The sequence below is a fragment of the bacterium genome, from assembly GCA_035549195.1.
Taxonomy (GTDB): Bacteria; Oederibacteriota; Muellerivitia; order Muellerivitales; family Muellerivitaceae; genus DASZRK01.
The window spans coordinates 57,140-84,133 of sequence record DASZRK010000020.1 but is presented as its reverse complement, the minus strand read 5'-3'; the positions used below and the strand labels follow the sequence as shown (position 1 = coordinate 84,133).

Below are 26,994 nucleotides of genomic sequence, written 5' to 3'. Positions count from 1 at the left end.
TTTCAGGCGGACTTGTTAGCTTCGGCTTGTTCTTTTTCCATCAATGGCTGGAACTTCTTTTTCTCGTTGGCCTTCAGATAGGCCTGCTCGGCGGTGATCCGGCCTTCCTCGAAATACCTCATCAGGCATTGGTCCATGGTCTGCATCCCGGCCTTGGAGTTCAACTCGATGAGGGAGTTCAACCCCGAGACCTTGCCGGTACGGATGAGGTTGGGTAGGCTCTTCTCATAGACCAATATCTCCACCGCCGCGCAACGGCCCTTGCCGTCCTTGGTGGGGCAGAGCTGTTGGGCCACGATGCCCTTCACGCTGGCGGCCAGGGCCCCCCGGGCCATTTCCCGTTCATCGGGAGGGAAGACATTGATGATGCGGTCCACGGTCTTGGCCGCTGAGTTGGTATGCAGGGTCCCGAAGACCAAAACCCCCATCTCGGCCGCCGAGATGGCGAGCGAAATGGTCTCATAATCGCGCATTTCCCCCACCAGGATGATATCCGGGTCCTGCCGCATGGAGGACCGTAGCGCCGCCTTGAAGGAATGGGTGTCGCGGTGGACCTCCCGCTGGGTGATCTTGCACTTCTTGACCGGATGGACGAACTCGATGGGATCCTCGATCGTGAGGATGTTGGCCTCCCGGGTTCCGTTGATCTCGTCGATCACCCCCGCCAGGGTGGTGGATTTACCGCTTCCCGTGGGTCCGGTGACTAGGATGAGGCCCCGTTTGACCTTGGCCAATGTCTTGACCACCGGGGGCATGCCTAACTCCTCGAGGGTCAGGATCTTGGTCGGGATGGTCCGAAAGACCGCCGCCATGCCCTGTTGGTTGAAGAAGACATTGGAACGGAAGCGGGCCAGGCCGGGAACTTCATAGGCGTAGTCATAGTCGCGCCGCACCCAGGCCACTTCCCATTGTTCCGGTGTCATGGTCTCGTAAAGCAGCCCGTGCATCATGTCCTGCGTCAGGATCCATTCCTCCAAGGGCACCAGTTCCCCCTTGGCGCGGATGAGGGGAGGGTTGCCGATGGTCAGGTGCAGGTCGGAGGCTTTGAGGCCGACCATCTTTTGGAAAAGGCCGTCGATGGTGGACATCAGCTTTCCTCCGCGAGGATCTCGTCGGCCTGGGCCTGGGTGATCTTTTTCGCCGCCACCAACTGGGCCAAGGAGGCGGCCATGGTCTGCATGCCCTGCGAGGCCCCGGTGGCGATCATGGAAGGGATCTTGTGGTATTCCTCGGACCGGATGGTATTGGCCATGGCCAGCGAGTTCACCAGGATCTCGAAGGCGGGCACCATGTTCATCCCCAGGGCGTCCACCAGGAGCCGCTGGGAGACGATACCCACCAGGCTTTCGGAGAGGCTGGCCACGGCCTGGGAGCGTTCAGCGGCGGGGAAGAGATTGATGACCCGGGAAATGGTGGCGGCGGCGGAACCGGTGTGGAGGGTCCCGATGACCAGGTGTCCCGTCTCGGAGGCGGTCAGGGCCAGGCTCATGGTCTCGTAGTCCCGCATCTCGCCCACCATGATGATGTCCGGGTCCTCCCGCAAGGCGCTGCGCAGGGCCGCCGAGAAGCTCTTGGTGTGGGGACCGACGCTGCGCTGATTGACCAGGGACAGCTTCCGCTTATGGATATATTCGATCGGGTCCTCGATGGTGATGATGTGCTCGTCGCTCTCGCTGTTCATGTGGTCCACCAGGGCGGCGCAGGTGGTGGATTTGCCCGAGCGGCCGGGGCCGGTGATGAGGATGAGCCCTTGGTTCGAGTCGGAGAATTTCTTCAGGATGGGCGGGAGGCCCAACCCATCCAGGGTGGGGACGACGGAACTGAAATGGCGGAAGACCGCGTCCCAGCCCTTGCGCTGCCGGTAGGCGTTCACCCGGAACCGCTCCCCGTTGGGCATGGTGTAGGAGGTGTCCACCTCCCATTCCTCGCGGACCTTCTCCTGGATCGCGGGGTCGAGGATCTCGAAGATCAGGGCCTCGCAGGCCTCGGGGGGCATGGGTTCGGTGATGGGGCTCAAACGGCCCAACTGGCGCACGTAGACGGGGGAACCGGAGGACACATGAAGGTCCGAGCCTTTACATTCGACGCAGCTCTGGAGGTAGGGGTCGATCTGGGCCATGGGTTCCGGATGGACGCGAGGTGGTAACCTGAAAATTATAAAATCGAATGCGGAGCAACACCAGCCAAGGAACGTTAAAAGAAAATGAAAGGGCGGGCCGATGCCCCCGGGTCTATAATTGGGCCCGACAAAAACCACTGGGAGGTCCTATGAGATCCAAGCTCGTGTCGGTCATCGCTTTGACGGCCCTATTCCTGTCCGGTTGCGGGAAGCACGATTCAGGCGGCATCAAGATCGGCCTGTCCCTCGACACCCTCAAGGAGGAACGCTGGCAGCACGACCGGGACCTTTTCGTGGCGAAGGCCAAGTCCTTGGGCGCCGAAGTGCTGGTCCAGGCGGCCAATTCGGACGATGCCCTGCAGAATTCCCAGGCGGAGAACCTCCTGACCCAGGGCGTGAACGTCCTGGTCGTTGTCCCGCACGACGGCAAGAGCTCGGCCACCATCGTGGAATCGGCCCATAAATCGGGCGTGCCCGTCATCGCCTATGACCGGCTCATCCGGAACTGCGACCTGGACCTTTACGTGACCCTCGATCCCTACCAGGTGGGGGTGCAACAGGCCGATTACGCGGTCAAGCACAAGCCCCAAGGGCGGTATCTCCTCATCGGCGGGGCCCCGACGGACAACAACGCCGTCCTGGTGCGCAACGGCCAGATGAGCGTGTTGAAACCCTACATCGCCCGGGGCGATATCAAGATCGTGGGGGACCAGTGGGCCAAGGATTGGCAGCCCAATGAGGCCTTGAAGATCACCGAGAACGCGCTCACCAAGAACAACAACAAGATCGACGCCATCATCGTGTCCAATGACGGCACCGCCGGGGGCGCCATCCAGGCCTTGAACGAACAGAAGCTGGCGGGGAAGGTGCTGGTCACGGGCCAGGACGCGGACCTGGCCGCCTGCCAACGAATCGTCCAGGGTACCCAGAGCATGACGGTCTACAAGCCCCTCGCCAAGCTCGCCGATAAGGCGGCCGAGGTGGCGGTGGCCATGGCCCTCAAAAAGCCGGTGACCGAGGCGACCTCCAAGGTCAACAACGGCAAGATCGATGTACCGTCCATCCTCCTGCCCACCATCCAAGTGGACAAGGACAACCTGGACGCCACCGTCATCGCCGACGGTTTCCAGAAAAAAGAGGATGTTTATAAAAAGTGATCCTTCACCGCGAAGAAGCGAAGACGCGAATGAGGAAGATCTTCCATTTTGCAGCTTCCGGAGCCGGGCCGGTGTTTTTTCGCTAGCTTCGCTTTTTTCGCGACTTCGCGGTCAAAGGTTTTATGTCGCTCCTTGAACTTAAGAACATAACGAAGGAATTCCCCGGGGTGAAGGCCCTGGATGGAGTGTCCTTCGACCTCCAAAAGGGTGAGATCCACGCCCTTTGCGGCGAGAACGGCGCGGGGAAAAGCACCCTCATCAAGATCCTCTGCGGCTACCACCCGGCCGGGTCCTACGGCGGGGAGGTCCGGCTCGACGGCCAGATCGTTCATTTCAAGGACCTGGGAGGGTCCGAAGAGAAGGGCATCGCCCTCATCGCCCAGGAACTGGCCCTGGTCCCCGAGATGTCGGTGGCTGAGAACCTCCTTTTGGGCCGTTGGCCCGAACGAGGCGGGTTCATCCAGTGGGATGCCGTGCTCCGGGAAGCGCGAAGGGCCCTGGACCTGGTGGGCCTTTCGATCGACCCGATGCTTCCGGTCAGGGAGTTGGGGATCGGCCAGCAACAGATGATCGAGATCGCCAAGGCCCTTTCGAAAAAGGCCCGGATCCTGGTGCTCGACGAACCGACGGCCGCCCTGACCGAATCGGACGCGAAGCGTCTCCTGGAGTTCCTCAAACAGCTTCGCCGTCAGGGTGTTTCCTCCATCTATATCAGCCACCGGCTGGAGGAAGTCGGCCGGATCGCGGACCGGGTCACGGTTCTTCGCGACGGACGGTCCATCACGACCCAACCCATGGCCAAATTGAGCCAGATGACCATCATTTCCCACATGGTGGGCCGGAAGGTGAAGAACCTCTATCCCAGGCCCAAGACCCGGGCGGGAAAGACCCTCCTGGGGGTGAAGGATTTCTCGGTGGAGGACCCGGCCAATCCGGGCCGTTACGTGGTGTGCGACGTGTCTTTCGACGTGAAGGCAGGGGAAGTGCTGGGCATCGCCGGGCTCATGGGGTCGGGCCGGACCGCCCTCCTGAGCTCCCTATTCGGGGCCGCCCGGGGCCGGACCCAGGGGTCCTTGTGGGTGGAAGGAAAGTCCCATCCGCTTTTCCATTCGCCCCAAAAGGCCATCGAGGCCGGGGTCGCCCTGGTCAGTGAGGACCGCAAGCGTTTCGGGCTTGTCCTGGAAAGCACGGTGGAGGAGAACCTCATCCTGGCCACCATGCGCCGCCTGGTCCGGCATGGGTTCCTCGACCACTCCCGGATCCTGGCCGAGTGCGGCACTCAGGTCGCGGCCATGCGGATCAAGACGCCGTCCTTAAGCGTCTGGGTCAACAAGCTCTCCGGCGGGAACCAGCAAAAGGTGGTCCTGGGCAAATGGTTGATGACCAAGCCAAGGGTCCTCTTCCTGGACGAGCCCACCCGGGGGATCGACGTGGGGGCCAAGGCGGAGATCTATGAGCTGATGGGGCAATTGGCGGGACAGGGGATCGGCATCGTCCTGGTCTCTTCCGATCTACCCGAGATATTGGGGTTGAGCCACCGGGTGCTGGTCCTGAACCAGGGCCGGATGGCCGCGGAACTGAAGGCCGGACAGGCGACCCCGGAACGGGTCCTGGCCGCGGCGGCATTGAAGGGCCACAAAAACAAAAAAGGGGTATCGGGATGAAAGAAACCAAGACGCAGGTCCCCTGGCGGGCCTTGACCATGGTGGGGGCCCTGCTCCTCATCTGGATCATCTTTTCCATCACGACGGACGGCATCTTCCTCCAGCCCCGCAACCTTTCGCTCTTGATGCGGCAAATGGCGGTCACCTCCATCCTGGCCATCGGAATGGTGCTGGTCATCGTGGCCGGGCAGATCGACCTGTCGGTGGGGGCCATGACGGGGTTCCTGGGCGCGGTCTCGGCCTATCTCTATGTGACCCAGGGATGGCCCCTGGGGGCCACCTTCTTATCCACCCTGCTCCTGGGGGCGCTCCTGGGGCATCTTCAAGGGCATCTGGTCACCTGGTTCAACATCCCTCCCTTCATTGTGACCTTGGGCGGCATGCTCATCTTTCAGGGAGCCTTGCTGGGGATGACCGGTGGCGTGGCCATCAGCCCCTCGCCCGATTTCCTCTATGTAGGACAGGCCTATATCCACAAGACGGTCGGATGGGGATTGATGGTGGCCGCGGTCGTGGTGCTTCTTTTCCTCGCGCTGAAGGCGAAAGGGTTGGGCCGGTTGAAATGGGGGGGATTGGCGGCCCTGGTCGCGCTTTTCATCACGATCCTGAACCTTTATGAGGGCATCCCCATCCCGGTGCTCTTGATGATCCTGTTGGCCGCCCTTTTCTCGATCCTGGCCACCCAAACGCCCTTCGGCCGGCACCTTTACGCCATCGGGGGGAACGCGGAAGCGGCTTTTTATTCGGGCATCGACATCAAACGGCACATCGTGATGACCTTCACCTTGATGGGGGCCATGGTGGGGGTCGCGGGCATCGTCTTGACCGCCCGGGTGGGGGCCGCCACCTCGGACGCGGGGCGCATGATGGAACTGGACGCCATCGCCGCGGCCGTCATCGGAGGGACCTCCCTCATGGGCGGGAGGGGGACGGTCTGGGGCGCCATCGTGGGAGGGCTCGTCATGGCGTCCCTCGACAACGGCATGAGCCTCATGAACACCGAAGCTTTCTGGCAGCCCATCATCAAGGGGAGCATCCTGATCATCGCAGTGGCGCTGGACATGATGGGACGAAAAGGGAAGAACTGAACCTACAGGGACCTTAGAACCTGACCGCTGCGTCGATGCCGCCGCCCAGGCCGACGGAGTTCTGCAGGTCGGGGATGCTGCGGGTGACGAAGGAAACGTCGACATTGAAGTTCTTCTGGATGTAACCCACCCCAAAACACCACATTTGCTGGTTCGAGACCTGGTCGGCGAAGGTGCCCAGACGGACCACCAGGTTGGTCTCCGGATAATAGTGTTCCAGGCCGACGTGCCAGCGGGTCTGGCCTTGGGACCAGGCGACCTCCGCTTCGATCCCTGTGTTCTTTTCCGGCGGGGTCAGGTCCACGCCCAGCTTGGTGGTGTAGGGAAAAGGATCGCTGACCTGGATATTGGTCGGGTTCCCGACCTTGCTTTCGGCCCCGGTGGTTTGGTCCAGTTGATAGGTCTGTTGTTGGGCTTGCCAGTTGAAATTGGATTCGATGTTCTCGATCACGAAGCCCATTTGAAAGGAATCCGATAAGCGGGTGAAGAGCCCCATGTCCACGCTCAAACCGGACCCGGCGCTGGAGGTCGTTTTAGTGAAGGTATAGCCGGTGAGGGAACCATGGGTATAGGTTCCTGACATGTTGATCTGCTCGTAGGTCAATCCATCGTGATATTTGAGGTTCCCGCCGATCGAAAAGGCCTGGCTGCTCCCCAAGGGGAGCATGGACCCGTAGGCCAACACAAGGGTGGCGATCTCACGGGAGGTCTGGGAAAGTCCCAGGCTATAAGGCGTGGCGGAAAGGGACGCTTGGTCGCGGTCATGGAAAAATTGAAGGGTGCCTTGGGAGCCGGAATAGGCCAGGGTCTTTTCGTAATGGACCGCGCCGGCCATGGCCTGGTAACGGACCGAGAAGATCCCCTCATAATCTTGGGACCGCAGGACGGGATCCTCGGAGCCGCCCCGGGCGTCATCCGGGACGAAATGGAGGATGGCGTTGTTGGTGTTGGACGTGTCATAGGCCGTGAAGCCGGAACCGACCGACCAGGCCATGTTGTTATCGTCCGGAATGACCAGGAACGCCGGGTTCCAGATCGGGGAGAAAACGCCCATGGGGGCCGCCGAAGTGGCGCCGCCGATGGCTTGACTGTGGGCCTCTTGGCCCAGGAGAGGGAGGGGGAGACAAAGGAAAAGGGCGGCGTAAAGGTGTTGTTTTTTCATTGTCCTTCCAGGATCCAGGTTTTGGACCTTTTTCATCTTAACCTTGGGTGGGGGCCAAATCAACAAAGGGCCGGACACCCTTTGTCCTTTAGGCCTTGGTCGGCCACTTGCTAGAATCCAGGCATGAAAAACGGACAAAAGACGGCGACGAACGGTCTTCCGGTCCTGCGTGATCCCCTGATGTGGGTCTCCCTTGGAGCATCGCTCCTGGTTTGGGTCTTGGGGGCCTACCTTCGATCGAAGGATGGGCCGGTCTTCAACGGACCGATCCTGGCCAAGGGAACCAGCCTGCTCATCCTCGGTGCCCTGCTTTACCGTTCGGCTTACCTTCGGCGCGACCTTTGGACCTTCTTGCTCCCCATGGTCTGGCTCGCTTCCAGCCGGGCGCTTTGGGAGATCGCTTCCATGCCGGAAGGGCGCTTTTTTTCTTGGCTCCTCCTCTTCCTCGTTTCCTTGGTCCTGACCTTGTGGGTCCGGGACCGGCGGATCCTTTTGGGGGTCCAAACCCTGATGTGGGGCGGGCTGGATTGGCTTTTCAAGATCTCCTTCCTGCTCCCATTTTCCTTCTTGGGACTGCCGGTCAAAAAAAGGGACCCACTCCCTTGGATCCGCTGGGGCGGCCTGGCGGTCGCGGGGGTTTGGTTCCTCATCCTCCAGGGACGTTACTACCTTCAATGGAATTTCGAAGATGCTTGGGACCTTTGGATCGGGGGCCGGGCGGCGGTCTTCCTATTGTTGGGGTTGATGGCGCCCGTCGGGAAGATGAACCTTTCTTTTCCTTTGGTGCGTCTAAATTTCGTCTTCCTGGTCCTGGGCGGATGGATCTGGGGCGGGGAGGGCTTGATCGGGTTGTGGCAGGGTTCCCTTTTGACCTGGGTCGCCGTTCTTTTCGCGGGTTTCGGCTGGGAGAGCGTTCGCCGGGAATTGCTGGGCGAGGAATGGTTCCAACAGGCGATGGGTTTTGCCATTGGGTTGGCCTTGTGGGGTTCGGTCCTTTGAAACCTAAGAACCGGTTTAACCCTTGACCTGGGGTTTTTGCCCAGGTTTATGGCTTCCGCATGGGCCTAACTTGTGGTAAAAAATCCGGGAAATACCTTAGGATAAACCCCGAAACATCCCGTTCTCTGGACCAATCGCCGTTCCTTGGAGGATCCTTAAATGAGATTCCGTATTTTTTTGAGCCTTTTGATCGCCGCGCCCATGGCCCTTCGGGCCCAGCAAACCTCGACGACCCCGGTGGTGGACGCCAAGCACGCCCCCAAGATCGCCTGTGCCCGTCCCAATTTCGATTTTGGGAACGTGGACGAGGGGCCGGACATCACCCATGAGTTCCATTGCAAGAACACAGGCCACGGGAAGCTCATCGTCACCGGCGTCTCCACCTCCTGCGGCTGCACGGCCGCGGTCGCCCAAAAAGCCGACGTCAAGGGCGGGGCCCCCAGCTATCCGGTGACCTTCGCTCCGGGTGAGCCGGTCCTGATCAAGGCCACCTACCACACCTCCGGTCGTCCCGGCCACGCCACCAAGATCATCACGGTCGCGTGCAACGACCCCTCCAATCCCAATTTCCAGTTGAAGCTCGACATGACCGTCGTGCGGGACATCGATATCCAGCCTTCCGAACACCTCTACCTCTACGGCGTCAAGAAGGGCGAAAAACGGACCTCCACCATCAAGATCCTGGGGAAACCCAACCACCCGTTGCATGTGCTTTCGGCCACCCCGAAGAATGGGACGGTGACCGTCACCTCCTTGACGCCCTTTGAGGACCCGAACGAGCACCGCTCCGGGGCGACCCTGGTGGTCGACCTGTCCGAGGGCCTCACCATCGGCGGGTTCACCGATGAGATCCTGGTGAAGACCGACAGCCCCAAGAAACCCGAGCTCACCATCTCGGTCCTCGGCGAGATCCGGGGCAACGTCCAGTTCAACCCCAAGACCCTTTATTTTTCGCCCCACCAGGATGTGCCCGTGACCGTTACCTTCCAGGCGGACAATCCGAACGGATTCGCCATCCGCAGCGTGAAGTCGGCCAATCACCTGACCCGTCCCCACGTGGTGAAGACCACCGGGCCGGACGGCAAGGACCAATATTCGGTGGTGGTCAGCTGTATCAGCGACCTGCCCAAGGACAGCGATGGGAAGGACCAGGTCCTTGTCACCACCAATGACCCGGAGATGACCCAGATCAGCATCGACGCCCAGGTGAACAAGTAGCATCCTTCAGGACCGGGCTTGGCCCGGGAAAATAACGGCGGGCCTTCGGGCCCCGGTGAGGTGACCCATGGCGACCAAGGAATTATCGCAGGCCGACTCCGGCTTGGAGGACATCATCGCCACGAGCACGTCGGTCTGTTCCATCGAGAACGGGGTGCTTTGCTACCGGGGCTACAACATCGACGACCTGGCCGAGAACACCACATTCGGCGAGGTGACCCACCTTCTTTTCTACGGAAGCCTGCCGACCCGCCCCCAGTTGGAAAAACTGCGCAACGAGATCGCTTTGGGCGGCAAACTCCCTCCCGCCTTCCTGGACCTGGTCCAACGGTTCCCTTTGAACGTCCCGCCGATGGATTGGCTCCGGACCGCCGTTTCGGCCCTTTCCTTTTTTGACCCCGACGCCAAGGACAACAGCGCCGAGGCCAATCTCCGTAAGTCCATCCGCCTGACGGGCCAGATCCCCACCCTGGTGGCGGCCTTTGACCGTCTGCGCAACAAGAAGTCCATCCTGGAGCCCCAGCCGGGCAAGAGCCTGGCCTGGAACTTCCTTCATCAACTGACCGGCGGGGAACCGGACGAAACCTCGGTCAAGACCTTCGATACCTGCCTGATCCTCCACGCCGACCACGAACTGAACGCCTCGACCTTCGCCGCCCGGGTGACGGCGGCCACCCTGAGCGACGTGCATTCGGCGGTCACTTCGGCCATCGGCACCCTCAAGGGACCTCTGCACGGCGGAGCCAACGAGCAGGTCATGCTGATGCTCCAGAAGATCGGGGACGCCTCCAAGGTGGAAGCCTGGATCCGCGACGCCCTGGTGCGCAAGGAGAAGATCATGGGCTTCGGCCACCGGGTCTATAAGAACGGCGACCCCCGCGCCAAGCACCTCATGCGGATGTCCGAGGCCATGGGCAAGCTCAAGGGCGAGACCAAATGGTATGAGATGTCCCGTGTCATCGACCGGGTGGTCCAGAGCGAGAAGAAGCTCCTGCCCAACGTGGATTTCTACTCCGCGTCCACCTACCACTACCTGGGCATCCCGACCGACCTTTTCACGCCCATCTTCGCCTGCAGCCGCGTGACGGGCTGGACGGCCCACGTGATGGAACAGTTGGCCCACAACCGCCTGATCCGGCCCCGCGCCGAGTATTTGGGCGCCCGGGACCAGAAAGTCACGCCGATCGATAAGCGATAAGGACGAAAGAAGGGAATGGAAAAGGCGGCGGGACCTCCCGCCGCCTTTTTTGTTTTAAGGGACCTTCAGGGTTTCTTGTGGTGGAACTGTTTCAACAGGCCGTGCAGGCTTTTCTTTTCTTTTTCGGTCATCTTTTTCAGCATGCCGTGGATCTTCGCGTCATAACTGGACGGCTTTTCATGGGTCGAGACCGAAGAGGATGGGCTGAAGAGCTCATAAAGGTTCATTCCCAGGATCTGGGCCAGGGATTCCAGGGTGGTCAGGGGCGCCTGCCGGGTCCCCCGTTCGATATGGCTCAAATAGCTCACCGAGATCTCTGCCCTTTCGGCCAATTCCTCCAGGGTAAAACCTCGTTCCTTGCGGAGGCGGCGCAGGGCTTGACCCGCTAAAGCGTAACGATCCGGTGTTTTCGCCATTTTCCCCTCAGTCAAATTCGCCCCCACTATGGCAGACGGTTTTTCGCCCAAAAAGCGACTTATAGTCAAATAAATTTTTGACCATTAGGATAACTGGTAATAGGATTGGGGAGGATGGCGCCGTAAGAAACCTTGGGGTGGTCCGCGATGACATCGTGGGAAAAGAACATCGAGAAACATCTCGGGCGGCAAGGGTATCGGATCAAGTGGGTCCGCACGAAACATGGGACGGTCTTCCTCCTGGCGTGGAAGGGAAAGGAGGTCCAGATCATCTATTCGGACAGTGGCGATGAGCTGCCCCTGGCCTCGGCGGAGCGGGTGAAGGAACACTATATCGGGCTGTTGGTACACCTGGTCCCGGATCCGGGCTGGGAGGACGTCTTCAAGGGCCGGGAGGTCTTTTTCAAATGGGCGACCGCCCGGTCCTCATTGGACGCGGGGTCCAGGACCCTGGAACAGGCGGGTGTGGAGCGTTTTTATTTTCCGGACCTGGGGGACCGGGAAGCGCCCGCGGTGGAGGAAGAAGGCACAAAATAGGGGTCTGCGGCCCCTGGAAACTGCTAAAATGCCCCGGTTTTTCATCCGAGCCCGGCCTGGCCGGGGTCCTTTGGTTCCGGGAATTTCCATGTCCTCCAAGTCGGGCTTTCGACAATCGCTGGGCCTTTATTTGCGCCTACTGGCCTATTTGAAACCCTATACGGGCCGCGCCGTCCTGGCGGTGTCCAGCATGGTCCTGGCGGCGGGCTCCACCACCTTCGTGATGTACCAGTTGAAACCCATCATCAACGCCACCTTCCTCAAGACGGGCGATGCCGACGGGACTTTCCATCAACTGGCCTATGTGACGGTGCCCCTCACCTTCGCCGCGGCCCTCCTGCGGGCCCTTACGTCCTACGGACAGGACTACCTGAACCGCTACCTGGGCCAGCGGGTCGTCCAACGCCTGCGCAACGACCTTTACACCCATTTCCTGAAACTCCCCATGTCCTTCTTCAACGTCCACCGCACCGGTGGGCTGGCGGCCCGCATCACCAGCGATGTGCAGGTGCTCCAGGACTCGCTCATCAATGTGGTGGGCCAGGTGATGAACTCCGGGCTGATGGTCCTGGGGTTGGCGGGGCTTTTGATCTACCTGGATTGGCAGCTGGCGGCCATGGCCCTGGTGGTCTTCCCCTTGGCCCTCTATCCCATCTATCGCTACGGGCGCAAGATCCGGCAGGCCTCCGGCGAGGGGCAGACGGTGCTCTCCGACCTGAACGCCCAGATCCACGAGACCCTGGCGGGTATCCGGGTGGTGAAGGGCTTCGCCATGGAGCCCCACGAGCGCCGCAAGTTCCAGGAGACCAACGACAAGTTCTTTTCCGTCACCATGCGGGCCAACCGGGCCTACGCGGCCTCCTCGCCCATCGTGGAGACCATCGGCACCCTGGCCCTGCTGGTGCTCATCCTCTGGATGGCCTACCGGGCGCTTTACCAGGGCAACCTGACGGTGGGGGATTTCATCTCCTTCCTGGGAGCCACCTTCACCCTCTATCCCAATCTCAAGAGCTTCAACGGTCTTTGGGGACACCTCCAGCAGTCCCTGGCCTCGGCCGAGCGATGCTTCGACATCCTGGACACCGTGGACCCCATGGTGGATGCCAAGGACGCGGTGGAGGCCAAGCCCCTCAAGAAGACCATCGAGTTCAGAAAGGTCTCCTTCGAGTACGTGAAAGGGCATCCCGTGCTCCGGGACATCAGCTTCGAGGTCCGCAAGGGCGAGGTGGTGGCCTTGGTGGGCCCGTCCGGCGGGGGCAAGAGCACGCTCGCCGATCTCATCCCCCGTTTCTACCAGCCCACCTCGGGCCAGGTGCTTTGGGACGGGAAGGACCTCTCCCACCTCAAATTGGCTTCCCTCCGGGCCCAAGTGGGCATCGTGACCCAGGAGACCATCCTCTTCCACGATTCGATCCTCAAGAACATCGCCTATGGAAGGCCCGGCGCCTCCTTCTGGGACGTGCAGGAAGCGGCCAAGGCCGCCTATGCCAAGGAATTCATCGAGAACACCCCGCAGGGCTTCAACACCCTCATCGGGGAGCGGGGCATCAAGCTTTCCGGGGGACAACGGCAACGCCTGGCCATCGCGAGGGCCCTCTTGAAGAACCCGCCGGTGCTCATCCTGGACGAGGCCACCTCCGCCCTCGATACCGAGAGCGAACGGTTGGTGCAAAAGGCCCTGGAGGAACTCATGGGCCACCGCACGACCCTGGTCATCGCCCACCGACTTTCCACCGTGCGCCGGGCGGACCGGATCCTGGTGGTGGACAAGGGCCGGATCGTGGAGCAAGGGAAGCATGGCGTGCTCCTGGCCAAGGGCGGACTTTACGCCAGGCTCTATAAGATGCAATTCCGTGATACCGCCCGGATGAGGGCGGGGGCGGAATGAGGAAGGCCCGCCGTAAAAGACCGGCGGTCTTCCTGGACCGGGACGGCACCCTCATCCGGGACGCCGAATACCTGAGCGACCCCTCCCAGATCCGCCTTTTTTCGAAGACAGCCGCCGCCCTGAAGCTGTTGAAAAAGGCCGGGTTCCTGCTCCTGGTGGTCTCGAACCAATCGGGAGTGGCCCGGGGTTATTTCCCCGAACGGATGGTGGGGAAGGTGCACCGGAAACTGAAGGCCATGCTCCAGGCGAAGGGCGTTCGGTTGGACGCCTTCTTTTATTGCCCCCATCACCCGAAAGGCACGGTGAAGAGGTATTCCAGGTCCTGTTCCTGCCGCAAGCCGGGGACGGGCATGGTCCGACAGGCCCTGCGGCGTTATCCCATCGACCTCAAACGCAGTTTCGTCGTGGGGGACAAGATGGACGACATGCTCCTTGGGCGGAACGCCAAGGTCGCGGGGAGCATCCTGGTGGGGACCGGTCACGGGAAAGAGCATCAAAAGCGCCTGATGATGGAGCCTTTGGGGAAGACCTGGGTGGCCTCGGACATCCTGACGGCGGCCCACTCCATCCTGGCCAAGGGGAAGTAGAGCATGGGAACCATCCTGAAAGAAGGCGGCCTGCGGTTGGTGAAGGACCTGCGAACCCAGGGGCAAAAGGTGGTCCTGGCCTTCGGGGTCTTCGACCTGCTCCGGGTCGGCCATACCCGTTATTTGCGGGAAGCCAAGGGGTTGGGCGATATCCTGGTCCTGGCCCTGGCCTCCGACGATTCCATTCAAAGGACCTTGGGGCCGGGGAGGCCCCTCTTGCCCCTGGAGGACCGGATCGGGATCCTGGCCGCCTTCGAGATGGTGGATTTCGTGACCTCCTATTCCGAGGATGATGTGGTGCCGTTCCTGAACGCCCTGAAGCCGGATGTCCTGGCCTGCCAGGGGGATGCGCCCCAGGTCCTGGGCGGGTTCCCGGGGAAGGTCGTCCTATTGGGCCATTCGGGGGATGAAGAAGCCGAGCAGCTCATCCAGGTCATCCTCAAAAAATATTCGGACCCGAACACCAAGATCAATGAATGAACCGCGACCCAAACACATCCTCGTGGCCCGGACCGACAAGATCGGCGATCTGCTGCTTTCCCTGCCGACCTTCCAGGTCCTCAAGGAGAATTTCCCCGACGCGAAGGTGACGGCCCTGGTCAGCGGCTATGCCAAGGAGATCGTCCAAGGCCATCCGGCGGTCGATTCGGTCGAGATCTATGATCCCAAGGAAGGGTTCGGGCGGACCGTCCAAAGGTTCAAGGCCTTGACGCCGGACGTCTTCCTCGCCCTTTATCCCCGTGCCCAACAGGTCCTGGCGGCTTGGTTCGCCGGCATCCCGGTGCGGGTCGGCACGGGCTATCGCTGGTATAGCCCCTTCCTCAACAAGAAGGTCATGGTCCACCGTTCCCTTTGCGAGAAACACGAGGTCGAATACAACCTGGATCTTTTGGGACCGATGGGTGTGGCTTCCAAGCCGCCCAAGATCCATTTTTCCCTGACCGACCCGGACCGGGCCTTCGTGTCGGACCTCCTGAAGGAAAAAGGGATCGCCCCCAAAGCCCGCTTCCTGGTGGTCCACCCGGGCCACAAGGGGTCCGCCCAGAATTGGAAGCCGGAACGTTATGGCCAGGTGATCTCCCAGATGGCCTACCGGGGCCGCAAGGTGGTGGTGACGGGAGGGCCGGACGAGACCGCCCTCATCGCCCAGGTCATGACCCATGTGCGGGGCGTGGGTCCGGACCAGAAGCCGGTGCTTTTGATCGGGGAATGCACCCTCCGGCAGGTCGCGGCGGTCTATGAAAGGGCCGATTGCTTCCTTTCCGGTTCCACCGGGACCCTGCACCTGGCGGCGGCGGTGGGCACCCCGACCGTGGCCCTCTTTGGGACCATTCCCCAGACCACCCCGGTGCGTTGGGGCCCTTGGGGCAATGAATCCACCGTGATCATGCCCCGCAACCTCCCATGTCCCGATTGCCAGGCGGGGACCTGCCGGCTCCACGACGTCATGGACGCCATCAAGGTGGAGGAGGTCCTGGAAGCCATGGAAAAATACATCGCCCAGGCCAAAAAGTGAGGCGCTTGCGACCCCTCCCCCTTTTCTTGTCCTGCTTGCCTTTCCTCCTGGGCGGTTGCTCCCTTCTTTTTGTGGCCAAGGGCCGGACGGACATTTCCTCGACGAAGGAGGCGCCGGTCCCCACCGCGGTCTCCCTGGAGAAGGAAATGTCGAAGAAGGTGGTCCTCCACTACGAGGTGAAGCCCGGGGATAGTTGGGAGTTCCTGGCCGAGGCCTATTACGGTTCGTCGAAGAAAGCGAAAGCCCTGGCCCGGGCGAACAGGATGGACCCGGCCAAGAAGCCGCCGGTGGGCAGGACGATCTCGATCGCGGAACCGGTCTATTTCCCCAATGGCAAGGAGATGGACGCCAAAAGGGAACAATCGGCCAAGAAGGCCAAGGGTCCTGCGGCGGCCCAGACCCCGCCTTCGGACCTGGGGGAAGCCGACACGGCGCAGGACGAGAAGGACGTGGCCCTGGTGCCCCGGCCCCGGGCGAACAAGGCCTTCGGGTCGGGGGAAAAGCTGACATTCGAGGTGCGGGCCATCGGGGTCCTGGGGGGCTACGCCACCCTGTCGGTGGAGGATTACAAGAAGGTCCAGGGCCGGCCCTGCTATCCCCTGGTGGCCCGGGCCAAGACGGCCTTCCCCTTCAGCACCTTCTATCCGGTCAACGACGTACAGACCAGCTTCTTCGACGTGGTGGATTTCATCACCTGGGGTTTCGAGAACGACGTGCATGAGGGGGACTACCAGGCCCGCAACCGCGAGACCTACGATCAGCTGAAGCACCGCTTGACCCGCCAGCACAACCAGGAACCGGTGGAGGATCTGGATGTCCAGCCCTTCACCCAGGACATCATCTCCTGTTTCTATTATTTCCGGCTCCTGCCGCTGGAAGTGGGGAAGAAATACCTCATTCCCACCTGCTCGGGCGGGAAGAACTACAAACTCATCGTGAAGGTGGTGGGGCGGGAAAGGGTGAAGTGCCCGGCGGGGACCTTCGATTGCTTCAAGGCCAAGCCCTTCGTGAAATACGGCACGGTCTTCCGCAACAAAGAGGACATCGATCTCTGGGTCACCGCCGACGACCGGCATATCCCGGTGCGCATCAAGAGCGCCATCGTGATCGGCAGCATCGACGTATCCCTGCTGGATGCGGTGGTGCCCGACATGTCGGGCGATGGCGGCAAGCTCACCTCGCGGGTCTCCAACTGACCCTTCAATAAAGCGTGTCCGGCCGTCTTTCCCCCAGCCCATGGTAGTTCTTTTCCGCGATGGCCTTCGTGAAGGTCCCCCGGTCCTTGTAAAGCGACTTGACGGGCTGATCGTGGATCGCCAGTCCGGCGTGGAAGAAGATGTTGGCGACCAACAACAGCTTTGCCAGCGCCAGGAACCATTTCTTTCCCGTCCAAGAGCTATAGACATGGAAGCCGTAAAGCATCGCCACCGGAAGTGTCAGGTAGTAGGTGTGGGACGCCGGGGGTTTGATGGCGAAAAGGAAGCTGGCATAGACCAGCAGCACCGTTCCCAGGGCCAATTTTTTGACCGCCGGCCAGTCCTTTTCGTGCGTCTTTTGACGGAACCATCCGATGGCCAGTCCGACGGCCTGGAGGAGCCCCAGCAGGGCGGTCAAGACAGCCAGGGGCGCCAAGAGGATGTTCTGCCTGAGGAATTCCAGGCGGTCCCCCGTATGGGCCCCGAGGAAACGGGGCACCTCGGCGGAGGCCAGGAAGAGGAAACGCACCAGGATCAACGGCAGGTCCGGAATGTTGCCCGGGTTGAAGGTCACCGCGTTCCCGGCGCCGCCGGTCCCCTGGTGGAGCCCATAGACCCATAAGGTGGGGAGAAGGAAGATCCCGGAAAGGAACGAACCCGCCAGGAACCCGCCCGGACCGTCGAACCCCCGGGCTCCCGCCTTCCATTGGGAATAGGCGGAATAGAGGAGGAAAGGGACCAAAAGCACATAGGACATATGGAATTGGACAGACCAGAAGAACCCGAAACCCATGAAGGCGTTGGACAGGCTTCCGCCGATCACACCGCGCCGCAAGGCGGGGATCGTCTCCAGGAAGCCCATGAAGAAAAGGCAGGAGGCGAAAAGGGTGTAGGAATCATTGTCGATGTTGGTGGACCAATGCAGGGTCCAAGGCGCGGTCAGGAGCCATCCATAGATGATCCAGGCCGGGAACCGGGGGAGCCTTTTCGTGCAATACCAGCCGAACAGGGCGAGCCCCGCGAAGGAAAGGATGTTCAGGAAAAGGTACGGCGCCTCCGGGATGGGGAGCAACATCAAGGGGACCCCGACCACGAGCCCCTGCAGGGCGCCGGGAAGCTGGATGCCGGGCGCCACATCCGCGCCGAAGAAGGGCCACTGGCCCGTGCAGAAGAATTTGAGCCCGATGAGATAGACCTGCCGCTGGTCGATGAACCAGATCTCCGAACAAAGCCCGTAGAAGAGACGGAACAGGAAGGCGGAGGTCAAAAGAAGGAACAGATGCCTTGGGGGAAGGCCGCCGGTCGGGGAAGTTTTGGTGCGGGGTCGGGGACTCAATTCGCTTTCCATTATTCCTGCGGGTTGGCCGGCTCATCAAGTATATTACCGGCCTTTGGGGTGGCTATCCCCCGGGCCGGACGATAAAATGTGCCCATCATTCGGAGGGATCGAACATGATCGATAAGATCCGCGGACGCATCGAAGAGAGCATCCAGGTCAAACAGAACCTCTTGTCGCGTTGCCTGCCCCAGATCGAACAGGCCGCCAAGCTCCTCGTCGAGGCCTATAAGCGGGGGAACAAGGCCGTTTGGTTCGGCAACGGGGGCAGCGCCGCCGACGCCCAGCATATCGCCGCCGAACTGGTGGGGGATTACCTCAAGCGCCGCCGGGCCCTGATGTCCCTCGCCCTGCACACGAACACCTCGACCCTGACCGCCCTCGGCAACGACTACGGTTATGACCAGATCTATTCCCACCAGATCGAGGGCCTCTGCGTGGCGGGGGACGTGGCCGTGGGCCTTTCCACCTCGGGAAACTCGGAGAACGTCCTGAAGGGCGTCCTGGCCGCCAAGAAGAACAAGGTCCACACCATCGGCCTTTTGGGCCGCGACGGCGGGAAGATCGCCAAGGAAGTGGACATTGCCATCGTGGTCCCCGCCTCCTCCACCGACCGCATCCAGGAATGCCACATGCTGATGGGCCACGTGTTCTGCGAACTCATCGAATCCGCGATGTTCCCCTGACCCGAACCCATGAAACCCAAGACCCTCCTCTCCTCCGTCGATAAGACCGAACTCCTGGCCCTGGTCGGTGCCCTTCAAAAGAAGAAAGTGGTCGTCATCGGCGACCTCATGCTGGACGTCTATATCCGCGGGGCCGTGGCCCGCATCTCCCCCGAAGCCCCCATCCCGGTGGTCGAGATCAACGAAAAGGACCGGAAAATGCCGGGCGGCGCGGCCAACGTGGCGGCCAACATTACGGCGCTGGGCGGCCGCTCCGCCATCATCGGCTCCGTCGGGAAGGACCAGGCGGGCAAGGAACTCATCCGCGAATTGAAGGAACAGAAGGTCGAGACCAAGGGGATCCTCACCCTTTCCGACCGTCCCACCACCGAAAAGACCCGCGTCATCGCCCATACCCAGCAAGTGGTGCGCATCGACCGGGAGGTCAAATCGGCCCTGAACGAGCGCCAGCAGGACCAGGTCATCCAGAAGGCCTGCCAGGCCCTGAAGGACGCGGACGGCCTTATTTTCGAGGACTACAACAAGGGTCTTTTGACCACCAAGGTCATCCGCAAGGTCATCGCCTACGCCAAGGCCCACAAGAAGATCATCACCGTCGACCCGAAATTCCATAATTTCTTCGAGTTCAAGGGCGTGACCGTCATGAAGCCCAACATGAAGGAAGTCACCGAGGCCTTGGGGACCGAAGCGGTCGGCCAGACCTTCGAATCCATCGGCAGCAAGGTCATGAAGAAGCTGGATTGCAAGGCCGTGGTGCTCACCCGCAGCGAGCACGGCATGACCATCTTCGAGACGGGCCACACCCCCCGCACCATCCCGACCGTCGCCCGGGAGGTCTATGATGTGTCGGGCGCCGGGGACACCGTCATCGCCACCCTGACCCTGGCCCTGACCGCGGGCGCCAGCCTGCTCCAGGCGGCGGCCCTCGCCAATTACGCCGCGGGCATCGAGGTGGAGAAGCTGGGCGTGGCCACCGTTTCGGCCGAGGAGCTCAGCCAGCGCCTCTTGGAAGAGATGAACCGGTAACGGCAATTCTTAATTTTTAATTCTGAGTTTTTAATTAAGAATCAAGAATTCAAAACTAAGAATTGGGCGAAATGATCTTTTCTGAGCCGCTTTTCTGGGTCTATTGCCTCCTCCAGTTCCATATCTTCGTCTTCCTCACCAACCGCATCGGCATCCGGCCCCATCACGGGGTCAATGAGTTCCTTTGGACCTTCTTTTTCCTGACCGTCCAGATCTCGCCCTCTTATCTCCTGGCCGATTCCTGGGATTTCACCTGGGGTTCGCTCCCGGGCCTGGCCTGGGTTTGGAAGCTTTTCCTTGCCCTGGTCTTCCTTTGGGTGGCCGCCCTCTGGGTGGACCACGCCTGGTGGCTGTTGTTCCGCAAGAAACCCGCGACCTACCGGGAGGTCCGCAGCCATTACCCCAACCGACCTTCCCGTTGGCCTGCGCCCTTCGCCTTCACCCGCTTCGTCGGCTTTCCCAACCAGTGTTTCGACCTGAAGGTGGTGGAGTACGAAGTAGCCCTTCCGCGCTGGCCCCGGGCCTTCGACGGATTGACGATCGTCCAGTTGTCCGACATCCATTTCGGGAAATACATCCACCAGGATTACGTCCGCTTCGTGGTGAAGGAGGCCCAGAAACTGAAGGCCGATCTTTTTGTCCTGACGGGTGATTTCGTCTCTTTCACCAAGCACATCGCCATCATGCAGGGGCTCTTGAAGGGTTTCAAAGCCCGGTTGGGCGTTTACGCCCTCTTGGGGAACCACGACCATTGGGCGGGGGCCCATGCCATGCGGCAAGCCCTTGAAGCGGACGGGATCCGGGTGCTCCAGAACGAAGTGGTGGACCTCAAGGTCAAAGGAAAGAGACTGGCCCTCATGGGTGTGGACGATAAATGGGTGGGCGAGAAGAACGACGAACCGCTCTTGAAGGCGAAGGGCGACGCCAAGATCCTCCTGGCCCACCAGCCGGACCATCTTTACCTGGCCCACAAGACCCGGGCGAACCTCCAGCTCTCGGGCCATTGCCACGGCGGGCAGATCTGCTTTCCCGTCCTCGGGCCGCTGGTGGTCCCGGCGAACGAGGGACGCAAATACGCCGGCGGGTTCCACCGGGAAAAGGACACGGTCATCTACATCCACCGGGGCATCGGTTGTTACCCGCCGCTCAGGACCTATTGCAACCCGGAAGTGGTGAGGCTAACGCTACGAACGGATCCGAAGGACCTTTAGGGTCACGGTCGCGGTAAATGCCGCAGGTTTTCCATGGCGTTCGTATGGTCCAAAGGCATCCGATGGGCCGTTTCAAAGGCGTTGCGGGCCGCCGACAGATCGCCTTCTTCGAGCCGGAGCATTCCCAAGGCATCGTATAAATGGGCGGCCGGACAGACCCGAACGGCCTCTTGAAGGGCCTTCACGGCCTGACGGCGGTCCAAGTCCGGCGCCAGGAAAGTGTAAAGCGCCATTCTTTCCCCCCGTTGGGCCATCAGGAAGGGGTCCTTGTTGAATTCCTTCCCGGCGGCCTCGAGCCGAAGGATGTTCCGCTCGAGGCTTTTTACATCGTGGTAGTACAGATATTCATCCCCCATCTCCTTGAAGAACGGATCGGCCTGGATCCAGGGGTCCAAGGTCTTTCGGGTCCGGTCATCATAGGGGGTCCAGAAAAGAACGAGATTGTCGTCGTCGTTGGGTGGATCGGGAAAGGGTCGATCCCAATGGGAGCCCGGGAATTTACCGCTCAGGAAAGGCTGGTAATGGACGTTGGTCAACAGGACGACCCATCGCGGGCCGGTCGCGGCGGTCCAGGCCTTCTCGAAGGGCGCGGCGGCCAGGTCGAAGGTCGCGTCCTTGGAATTGTTGTTCAAATGGCCCAAGAGCAGGAAATTTTCCCCTTGTTGGGACCGTTCTTGCAGGACCCGGTAGGACCGCGCCAATCCGACGGACATCCAATGGTTCGGGTTGGAGGTCTTGAGTCGATCCGCCTGGAAAGGGCCCGAATAGTGGTAAAGATCCAGTGAAGCGGAAATGGCGAGGATGAGCGCGGTGAGGGCCCATCGTCCCTTTGGACCGCTGGAAACTCTCTGGACCAGGGTTTGGACCCCGAAAGCCGCGATCACCATGAGCAGGGGGAACAGGAGAACGGCGCGGTGCATTTCCACGTGACGGGTCAGGATCTCAGGAAGGAGGAAGAAGGGGGCCGAGAACGCGATCCACCGGATGAGGGGTCTTCCCCTTTCCCGGAAGGATTCGATGACCCCGATCCAAAAACAGGAAGCCAGGACACTGTTCAAGAGCCCGCCCCAGGCGGGTCCATAAGGTACGCTTCCCATCCCGTTGAAAAAGAGGGCGGCCAGGTGCCAAAGGATCCTTTGGGGCCCAAGGATGGAATGGATATAGCCCATGCCGCCGTCGGAAAAGCGCGCCAGGACCATGGGGGTGGAAACCAGGACCAGGGCTGTGAGGGTCCAGCGAAGGACCCGCGGCTTGGACCCCGCCGGCGCCCGGGCGTGATGCAAAAGGATGGCGAGGGTGGGTGGGATGATGACCGGCCAGACGGTGTAGAGATAGAGCCCCGCCCCCAGGATCGAACCGAAAAGGAGCCCCCAAGTCCGTTGGGAACGGGCCTTTCCCAACGAATAGGAACCCAAGAGCCCCAGGAGCAGGAACTGGAACAGGGGGACCATGTCCGATTGGAGGCATTGACGTGAACAGACCTGGGACCAGAAGGCGGAGCCGTAAAGGGCCAGGAGAAGAAAAGAAAAGGACCTTGAGAAGTATTTCCTGGAGGCCCAATAACCGGATCCCAATGCGAAAAGGAAAAGGAGGGCCGGAAAGAGGCGGATGGTTCCCAGGGAAACGCCGAAGAGCCTGAAGAACAAGGCCAGGATCCAGGTGAATAGGGGCTCGATCTGCACGTTCCCGAGCAAAAGGGCCGTTCGCCCGGTGCGGTTGAACTGGTCGGCATAGAACGCGAATTGTCCCTCGTCCATCAGGGGCCATGAGGGGATCCGTCCCCATCCAAAAAGATGCAGGAACCCCAAGGACAGGATCAATAGGACCCAGGCGGCCGGGGGGACCGTTGGAAGGAATTCGACCTGCCAGAAGGGAGGGGTTCGCCGGGCGGCGCTTTTTTCACCGGCGGCCAGGTGGAGCCCCAGCAGGACCGGCAGCAGGATGCCGAAGACACCGATCCAAAGTTCAGCCTCGATCCCGAAGTTCCCGTAAGCGATGGAGCTGTGGGCAAGGAGGAGGATGGGAAAGAACCCGAGGGGATTGTAGGAGACATTCCGGCCCAACGGGACCATCCATTCCCTCCGGGGATCGTGGTACCGGCATGCTAACACAGGGCCGTGCCCGCCGGCGGGACCAAGAGTGGGTTGCTTGAACGGATGCCTTCCCCTATAATCGTGCATCCCAGCGGAAGTAGAAATGAATTGGACCGATTTTTAGAACCTTCCAAGTTAGCCCCCGTCCTCCAGAACCTTCAAAAGCAAGGCCAAAAAGTAGTCTTCACCAACGGTGTTTTCGACCTGATGCACCTGGGGCATGTCACCTATCTCCAGGCGGCCCGGTCCAAGGGCGACCTTTTGGTGGTGGCCCTCAACAGCGATGAATCCGTGCGGCGCATCAAGGGCCCCCTGAAGCCCCTCCTTCCCCTGGCCGAACGGGCCGAGATGCTCCTTTCCCTTTCCTGCGTCGATTTCACCACCTTTTTCGAGGAACCGGACCCCTACAAGGCCATCGAGATCCTCCGGCCCGACGTGCTGGTCAAGGGCGGGGATTGGGCCCTGGACAAGATCATCGGGGGCGACCTGGTCAAGGCCCGGGGCGGCCAGGTGCTCAACATTCCCGTGGTGGAAGGCCGTTCCACGACCAACCTGATCCAGATGGTGAGGGACCGTTATGGAAGGCAATCATGAGTTTTGAATTTTTAATTACGAATTTTGGTCTTTTTTCGGCGGAACATCGGCCGAAAAAATCCGGTCATTCAAAATTCGAGGGGCGGGTTTAATGGCTTCGAAAACAAAGGTCATAGGCGTTATCCCTTCCCGTTACGGCGCCCAGAGGTTCCCGGGCAAGCCCCTGGCCCCCATCGCCGGGGTCCCCATGATCGTGCGGGTCGTCCGGCAGGCCCGGAAGGCCAAGCGGCTGACCGAGGTCTGGGTGGCCACCGACGACGAACGTATCGCCCGGGCGGTGGAGGCGGCCGGCGCCAAGGCGGTCATGACGCCCCCGAAGCTGAAGTCCGGGACCGACCGCATCGCCTACGCCGTGCGCTCCCAGAAGGCCGATCTGATCGTGAACATCCAGGGCGATGAACCGGTCATGGCGCCAGCCGCCATCGACGCGGCGGTGGAGGTCCTCCAGGCCGACTCCCGGGTGCTCATGTCCACCGTGGTCATCCCGCTTTCCGATAAGAAGGAATGGCTCGATCCCAACGTGGTGAAGGCGGTGCTGGGGCCCAAGGGGGACGTGCTTTATTTCTCCCGGGCTCCCATCCCCTACCCCCGGGACGGCGGGGGAATGCCCAAGGCCTATAAACATATGGGCCTTTACGGCTACCGCCCGGCCTGGCTGCAGTTGATGGCCTCCCTCAAGCCCACCCCCCTGGAATTGACGGAGAAACTGGAACAATTGAGGGCCATGGAGAACGGGGTCCTGATCCGGGCGGCGGTCCGGAAGGTCGAATCCATCGCGGTGGATGTCCCCGCGGATGTCCGTAAAGTGGAAAAATACCTAAGGAACAGGAAGAAATGACCAAATATATTTTCGTGACCGGCGGCGTGGTCTCATCTTTGGGCAAGGGGATCGCTTCGGCCTCCATTGCCCGCCTCTTGGAATCCCGGGGGCTGAAGGTGACCATCGCCAAGTTCGACCCCTACCTGAACGTGGACCCGGGCACCATGAGCCCCTACCAGCATGGCGAGGTCTTCGTGCTGGACGACGGCGCCGAGACGGACCTGGACCTGGGCCATTACGAGCGCTTCCTTTCCGTGACCTTGAGCCGATCCAACAACGTGACCAGCGGCAAGATCTACAACGCGGTCATTTCCAAGGAACGCCGGGGCGATTACCTGGGCAAGACGGTCCAGGTGGTGCCCCACATCACCAATGAGATCAAGGAAGCCATCCTCAAGGTCTCCAACGAGCAGAAGGTCGACGTGGTGATGGTGGAGGTGGGTGGGACCATCGGGGACATCGAGAGCCTGCCCTTCCTGGAGGCCATCCGGCAGTTCCGCTTCGACGTGGGGAACGACAACGTGGTGAACATCCACCTGACCCTGCTCCCCTACATCGGGGCCTCGGGCGAGCTCAAGACCAAGCCCACCCAGAAGACGGTGGCCGAACTCCGGGGCATCGGGATCCAGCCCGACGTGATCCTCTGCCGCACCGAGAAGCACCTCACCGAGGAGACCAAGGCCAAGATCTCCCTCTTCTGCAACGTGGAGCCCAAGGCGGTCTTCGAGGCGCTGGACGCCAAGTCCATCTACGAGGTGCCCCTCCTGTTCCACCTGCAGGGTCTGGACGATTTCCTGGTCAAGAAGCTCAAGCTCAGGGCCTCCTCCCACGCCAACATGACCCAATGGGCCAAGTTCGTGAACCAGATCTACCATCCGAAACGGGAGGTGGAGATCGCCATCGCGGGCAAGTACGTGGAGCTCCACGACGCCTACAAATCCATCATCGAATCCTTCATCCACGCGGGGGTCCCCAACCAGGCCCGGGTGAAACTGCGCTGGGTGGATTCGGAGGAAGTGGAAAGGGTCGGCGCCGCCGCCCTGCTCCGGGGCGTTTCCGGGGTGCTGGTGCCAGGCGGGTTCGGGGACCGGGGCATCGAAGGCAAGATCCAGGTGGTGCGTTACGTTCGGGAGAAGAGGATCCCCTTCTTCGGGATCTGCCTGGGCATGCAATGCGCCTTCATCGAGTTCTCACGCAACGTGCTGGGGCTCAAACAGGCCAATAGCGGCGAGTTCAACCAGAAGACGCCCGATGAGGTCATTTCCATCATGGAGGACCAGCTCAAGGTCCAAGGACTGGGCGGCACCATGCGGCTGGGCTCCTACCCCTGCAAGGTGGAAAAGGGCACCAAGGCCTACCAGGCCTACAAGCAGACCCTCATCCATGAACGGCACCGGCACCGCTATGAGTTCAACAACGCCTACCGGGAAAAGGCCAAGGCCAAGGGCTTGAAGCTCTCCGGGGTCTCCCCCGACGGGAACCTGGTGGAGATGGTCGAGCTCCCCAACCACCCCTGGTTCGTGGGGGTGCAGTTCCATCCCGAACTGAAGAGCCGGCCCCTGAACCCCCATCCTTTGTTCCGGGAATTCGTCAAGGCCGCGGTAAAGTATGGGAGCAAACGAATCAACGGGAAGGGGTAAGGGACCGCGTGAAAGACCTATCGACCTACGGCAAGGACGGAAAATTCTTCGTCATCGCGGGACCCTGCGTGGTGGAGGGACGCGATTTCCTCCTGAAGACCGCCGGGACCCTCAAGGCCATCGCCGACGAGTTCCACGTCCCCCTGGTCTTCAAGTCCTCCTACGACAAGGCCAACCGTTCCTCGGGCAAGAGCTTCCGGGGCATCGGCATCAAGAAGGGGTTGGCCGCCTTGGCCGACGTGAAAAAGAGGTACGGCATCCCGATCCTGACCGATATCCATGAGATCGAGGAAGTGCCCGCCGCCGCCAAGGTGGCGGACGTGCTCCAGATCCCCGCCTTCCTCTCCCGCCAGACCAGCCTGCTTTCCGCCGCGGCCCGCACCGGCCGGGTGGTGAACGTGAAGAAGGGCCAGTTCATGGCGCCCTGGGAGATGGCGAACGTGGCCGAGAAGCTCTTCGGCGCGGGGGCCGGGGACGTCTGGCTGACCGAGCGGGGGACCAGCTTCGGCTACAACAACCTGGTGGTGGATTACCGGGGCATCCCGGAAATGAAGAAGACCGGCTGTCCGGTGGTCTTCGACGGCACCCACAGCGTCCAGCAACCCGCCGCCAAGGGGACCTCCAGCGGGGGGACCCGGGAGCATGTCCCGACCCTGGTGAGGGCCGCGGTCGCCGCCGGGGTGGACGGGCTTTTCCTGGAAGTGCATCCGGACCCGCCCAAGGCCAAGTCCGACGCCGCCACCCAGATCACCTTCGGGACCTTCCGCCAGGTCCTCCAGGACTCCCTGGCCATCCGAAAAGCCCTCAAAGCCCGCTAACCACAGAGGACACAGAGGTCACAGA

25 protein-coding genes are annotated in these 26,994 nt (G+C 61.3%); 19 read left to right on the top strand and 6 right to left on the bottom strand.

Translation table 11 applies throughout. The annotated features are described in order from the left end of the window. Nucleotides 1-2: 2 nt before the first annotated feature. A complete protein-coding gene (locus tag VHE12_06125) occupies nucleotides 3-1,088 on the bottom strand; it encodes a type IV pilus twitching motility protein PilT (GenBank protein ID HVZ80367.1) in 1,086 nt (361 codons plus the stop codon). Next, complete coding sequence (locus VHE12_06120) at nucleotides 1,088-2,119, bottom strand: PilT/PilU family type 4a pilus ATPase (protein ID HVZ80366.1); 1,032 nt, start codon at nucleotides 2,117-2,119, stop codon at nucleotides 1,088-1,090. Before VHE12_06120 ends, VHE12_06125 begins: the two co-directional genes overlap by 1 nt. Before the next feature lie 149 nt (nucleotides 2,120-2,268). Here VHE12_06120 and xylF point away from each other — a divergent pair, with 149 nt between their 5' ends. The 3 genes from xylF to VHE12_06105 all read left to right on the top strand — a co-directional run bounded on the left by xylF (nucleotide 2,269) and on the right by VHE12_06105 (nucleotide 6,028). After that, nucleotides 2,269-3,276, top strand: coding sequence for a D-xylose ABC transporter substrate-binding protein (xylF, locus tag VHE12_06115; protein HVZ80365.1), 1,008 nt, complete (start codon nucleotides 2,269-2,271; stop codon nucleotides 3,274-3,276). A gap of 122 nt (nucleotides 3,277-3,398) precedes the next feature. Next, nucleotides 3,399-4,940: an ATP-binding cassette domain-containing protein gene (locus VHE12_06110; GenBank protein ID HVZ80364.1), complete on the top strand. Its 1,542-nt coding sequence runs from the start codon at nucleotides 3,399-3,401 to the stop codon at nucleotides 4,938-4,940. Further along, on the top strand, nucleotides 4,937-6,028 hold the full coding sequence (locus VHE12_06105) for a sugar ABC transporter permease (protein ID HVZ80363.1): 1,092 nt from the start codon (nucleotides 4,937-4,939) through the stop codon (nucleotides 6,026-6,028). Before VHE12_06110 ends, VHE12_06105 begins: the two co-directional genes overlap by 4 nt. Before the next feature lie 13 nt (nucleotides 6,029-6,041). Here VHE12_06105 and VHE12_06100 read toward each other — a convergent pair whose 3' ends face one another. Next, a complete protein-coding gene (locus VHE12_06100) occupies nucleotides 6,042-7,190 on the bottom strand; it encodes a hypothetical protein (GenBank protein HVZ80362.1) in 1,149 nt (382 codons plus the stop codon). Nucleotides 7,191-7,313: 123 nt separating this feature from the next. On the opposite strand from VHE12_06100, the gene VHE12_06095 reads away from it, so the two are divergent. The 3 genes from VHE12_06095 (at nucleotide 7,314) to VHE12_06085 (ending at nucleotide 10,605) form a co-directional block, all read left to right on the top strand. After that, on the top strand, nucleotides 7,314-8,189 hold the full coding sequence (locus VHE12_06095; GenBank protein ID HVZ80361.1) for a hypothetical protein: 876 nt from the start codon (nucleotides 7,314-7,316) through the stop codon (nucleotides 8,187-8,189). 159 nt (nucleotides 8,190-8,348) lie between these two features. After that, nucleotides 8,349-9,407, top strand: a complete 1,059-nt coding sequence (locus VHE12_06090) for a DUF1573 domain-containing protein (GenBank protein HVZ80360.1) — start codon at nucleotides 8,349-8,351, stop codon at nucleotides 9,405-9,407. Between the two features lie 67 nt (nucleotides 9,408-9,474). Beyond that, the gene (locus tag VHE12_06085; protein HVZ80359.1) at nucleotides 9,475-10,605 is read left to right on the top strand and encodes a citrate synthase; all 1,131 of its coding nucleotides are present in this window, start codon (nucleotides 9,475-9,477) and stop codon (nucleotides 10,603-10,605) included. A gap of 65 nt (nucleotides 10,606-10,670) precedes the next feature. On the opposite strand, the gene VHE12_06080 is transcribed toward VHE12_06085, so the two are convergent. Further along, on the bottom strand, nucleotides 10,671-11,021 hold the full coding sequence (locus VHE12_06080) for a helix-turn-helix transcriptional regulator (GenBank protein HVZ80358.1): 351 nt from the start codon (nucleotides 11,019-11,021) through the stop codon (nucleotides 10,671-10,673). A gap of 147 nt (nucleotides 11,022-11,168) precedes the next feature. On the opposite strand from VHE12_06080, the gene VHE12_06075 reads away from it, so the two are divergent. From VHE12_06075 to VHE12_06050, 6 genes are all read left to right on the top strand, one after another. After that, nucleotides 11,169-11,558: a hypothetical protein gene (locus VHE12_06075; GenBank protein HVZ80357.1), complete on the top strand. Its 390-nt coding sequence runs from the start codon at nucleotides 11,169-11,171 to the stop codon at nucleotides 11,556-11,558. Between the two features lie 88 nt (nucleotides 11,559-11,646). Then, a complete protein-coding gene (locus VHE12_06070) occupies nucleotides 11,647-13,446 on the top strand; it encodes an ABC transporter ATP-binding protein (GenBank protein ID HVZ80356.1) in 1,800 nt (599 codons plus the stop codon). Further along, the gene (locus VHE12_06065; protein ID HVZ80355.1) at nucleotides 13,443-14,033 is read left to right on the top strand and encodes an HAD family hydrolase; all 591 of its coding nucleotides are present in this window, start codon (nucleotides 13,443-13,445) and stop codon (nucleotides 14,031-14,033) included. Before VHE12_06070 ends, VHE12_06065 begins: the two co-directional genes overlap by 4 nt. A gap of 3 nt (nucleotides 14,034-14,036) precedes the next feature. Then, nucleotides 14,037-14,513 carry an adenylyltransferase/cytidyltransferase family protein gene (locus VHE12_06060; GenBank protein HVZ80354.1) on the top strand — a complete coding sequence of 159 codons (477 nt, stop codon included), beginning with the start codon at nucleotides 14,037-14,039 and terminating at the stop codon, nucleotides 14,511-14,513. Next, nucleotides 14,506-15,549, top strand: coding sequence for a glycosyltransferase family 9 protein (locus VHE12_06055; GenBank protein ID HVZ80353.1), 1,044 nt, complete (start codon nucleotides 14,506-14,508; stop codon nucleotides 15,547-15,549). Before VHE12_06060 ends, VHE12_06055 begins: the two co-directional genes overlap by 8 nt. Nucleotides 15,550-15,554: 5 nt before the next feature. Then, nucleotides 15,555-16,745, top strand: coding sequence for a DUF3108 domain-containing protein (locus VHE12_06050; protein HVZ80352.1), 1,191 nt, complete (start codon nucleotides 15,555-15,557; stop codon nucleotides 16,743-16,745). Nucleotides 16,746-16,749: 4 nt separating this feature from the next. Here VHE12_06050 and VHE12_06045 read toward each other — a convergent pair whose 3' ends face one another. Next, nucleotides 16,750-18,081, bottom strand: a complete 1,332-nt coding sequence (locus VHE12_06045) for a hypothetical protein (GenBank protein ID HVZ80351.1) — start codon at nucleotides 18,079-18,081, stop codon at nucleotides 16,750-16,752. A gap of 116 nt (nucleotides 18,082-18,197) precedes the next feature. On the opposite strand from VHE12_06045, the gene VHE12_06040 reads away from it, so the two are divergent. The 3 genes from VHE12_06040 to VHE12_06030 all read left to right on the top strand — a co-directional run bounded on the left by VHE12_06040 (nucleotide 18,198) and on the right by VHE12_06030 (nucleotide 21,004). Continuing rightward, the gene (locus VHE12_06040; protein ID HVZ80350.1) at nucleotides 18,198-18,767 is read left to right on the top strand and encodes an SIS domain-containing protein; all 570 of its coding nucleotides are present in this window, start codon (nucleotides 18,198-18,200) and stop codon (nucleotides 18,765-18,767) included. 9 nt (nucleotides 18,768-18,776) lie between these two features. Further along, on the top strand, nucleotides 18,777-19,793 hold the full coding sequence (rfaE1, locus tag VHE12_06035; protein ID HVZ80349.1) for a D-glycero-beta-D-manno-heptose-7-phosphate kinase: 1,017 nt from the start codon (nucleotides 18,777-18,779) through the stop codon (nucleotides 19,791-19,793). Between the two features lie 71 nt (nucleotides 19,794-19,864). Further along, on the top strand, nucleotides 19,865-21,004 hold the full coding sequence (locus tag VHE12_06030; protein ID HVZ80348.1) for a metallophosphoesterase: 1,140 nt from the start codon (nucleotides 19,865-19,867) through the stop codon (nucleotides 21,002-21,004). Nucleotides 21,005-21,006: 2 nt separating this feature from the next. On the opposite strand, the gene VHE12_06025 is transcribed toward VHE12_06030, so the two are convergent. Next, nucleotides 21,007-23,076: a glycosyltransferase family 39 protein gene (locus tag VHE12_06025; protein ID HVZ80347.1), complete on the bottom strand. Its 2,070-nt coding sequence runs from the start codon at nucleotides 23,074-23,076 to the stop codon at nucleotides 21,007-21,009. 129 nt (nucleotides 23,077-23,205) lie between these two features. On the opposite strand from VHE12_06025, the gene rfaE2 reads away from it, so the two are divergent. The 4 genes from rfaE2 (at nucleotide 23,206) to kdsA (ending at nucleotide 26,969) form a co-directional block, all read left to right on the top strand. Next, nucleotides 23,206-23,691, top strand: coding sequence for a D-glycero-beta-D-manno-heptose 1-phosphate adenylyltransferase (gene rfaE2 / locus VHE12_06020; GenBank protein HVZ80346.1), 486 nt, complete (start codon nucleotides 23,206-23,208; stop codon nucleotides 23,689-23,691). A gap of 91 nt (nucleotides 23,692-23,782) precedes the next feature. Then, nucleotides 23,783-24,529, top strand: coding sequence for a 3-deoxy-manno-octulosonate cytidylyltransferase (kdsB, locus tag VHE12_06015; protein HVZ80345.1), 747 nt, complete (start codon nucleotides 23,783-23,785; stop codon nucleotides 24,527-24,529). Then, entirely contained in the window at nucleotides 24,526-26,151 is a 1,626-nt protein-coding gene (locus tag VHE12_06010; GenBank protein HVZ80344.1) for a CTP synthase, read from the top strand. Before kdsB ends, VHE12_06010 begins: the two co-directional genes overlap by 4 nt. 8 nt (nucleotides 26,152-26,159) lie before the next feature. Then, nucleotides 26,160-26,969 (top strand): 3-deoxy-8-phosphooctulonate synthase, encoded by an 810-nt coding sequence (gene kdsA, locus VHE12_06005; GenBank protein ID HVZ80343.1) that lies wholly within the window; start codon nucleotides 26,160-26,162, stop codon nucleotides 26,967-26,969. Nucleotides 26,970-26,994: the final 25 nt, after the last annotated feature.

Excerpts from the sequence above, each read along its gene's own strand:
- xylF (HVZ80365.1), top strand. The coding sequence starts at position 2,269 with ATGAGATCCAAGCTCGTGTCGGTCATCGCTTTGACGGCCCTATTCCTG.
- VHE12_06110 (HVZ80364.1), top strand. The coding sequence starts at position 3,399 with ATGTCGCTCCTTGAACTTAAGAACATAACGAAGGAATTCCCCGGGGTG.
- VHE12_06070 (HVZ80356.1), top strand. The coding sequence starts at position 11,647 with ATGTCCTCCAAGTCGGGCTTTCGACAATCGCTGGGCCTTTATTTGCGC.
- VHE12_06095 (HVZ80361.1), top strand. The coding sequence starts at position 7,314 with ATGAAAAACGGACAAAAGACGGCGACGAACGGTCTTCCGGTCCTGCGT.
- VHE12_06030 (HVZ80348.1), top strand. The coding sequence starts at position 19,865 with ATGATCTTTTCTGAGCCGCTTTTCTGGGTCTATTGCCTCCTCCAGTTC.
- VHE12_06075 (HVZ80357.1), top strand. The coding sequence starts at position 11,169 with ATGACATCGTGGGAAAAGAACATCGAGAAACATCTCGGGCGGCAAGGG.
- VHE12_06125 (HVZ80367.1), bottom strand. The coding sequence starts at position 1,088 with ATGTCCACCATCGACGGCCTTTTCCAAAAGATGGTCGGCCTCAAAGCC.
- VHE12_06010 (HVZ80344.1), top strand. The coding sequence starts at position 24,526 with ATGACCAAATATATTTTCGTGACCGGCGGCGTGGTCTCATCTTTGGGC.
- VHE12_06080 (HVZ80358.1), bottom strand. The coding sequence starts at position 11,021 with ATGGCGAAAACACCGGATCGTTACGCTTTAGCGGGTCAAGCCCTGCGC.
- rfaE1 (HVZ80349.1), top strand. The coding sequence starts at position 18,777 with ATGAAACCCAAGACCCTCCTCTCCTCCGTCGATAAGACCGAACTCCTG.
- VHE12_06100 (HVZ80362.1), bottom strand. The coding sequence starts at position 7,190 with ATGAAAAAACAACACCTTTACGCCGCCCTTTTCCTTTGTCTCCCCCTC.
- VHE12_06105 (HVZ80363.1), top strand. The coding sequence starts at position 4,937 with ATGAAAGAAACCAAGACGCAGGTCCCCTGGCGGGCCTTGACCATGGTG.
- VHE12_06040 (HVZ80350.1), top strand. The coding sequence starts at position 18,198 with ATGATCGATAAGATCCGCGGACGCATCGAAGAGAGCATCCAGGTCAAA.
- VHE12_06065 (HVZ80355.1), top strand. The coding sequence starts at position 13,443 with ATGAGGAAGGCCCGCCGTAAAAGACCGGCGGTCTTCCTGGACCGGGAC.
- VHE12_06085 (HVZ80359.1), top strand. The coding sequence starts at position 9,475 with ATGGCGACCAAGGAATTATCGCAGGCCGACTCCGGCTTGGAGGACATC.
- VHE12_06055 (HVZ80353.1), top strand. The coding sequence starts at position 14,506 with ATGAATGAACCGCGACCCAAACACATCCTCGTGGCCCGGACCGACAAG.
- kdsB (HVZ80345.1), top strand. The coding sequence starts at position 23,783 with ATGGCTTCGAAAACAAAGGTCATAGGCGTTATCCCTTCCCGTTACGGC.
- VHE12_06025 (HVZ80347.1), bottom strand. The coding sequence starts at position 23,076 with ATGGTCCCGTTGGGCCGGAATGTCTCCTACAATCCCCTCGGGTTCTTT.
- VHE12_06060 (HVZ80354.1), top strand. The coding sequence starts at position 14,037 with ATGGGAACCATCCTGAAAGAAGGCGGCCTGCGGTTGGTGAAGGACCTG.
- VHE12_06120 (HVZ80366.1), bottom strand. The coding sequence starts at position 2,119 with ATGGCCCAGATCGACCCCTACCTCCAGAGCTGCGTCGAATGTAAAGGC.
- VHE12_06090 (HVZ80360.1), top strand. The coding sequence starts at position 8,349 with ATGAGATTCCGTATTTTTTTGAGCCTTTTGATCGCCGCGCCCATGGCC.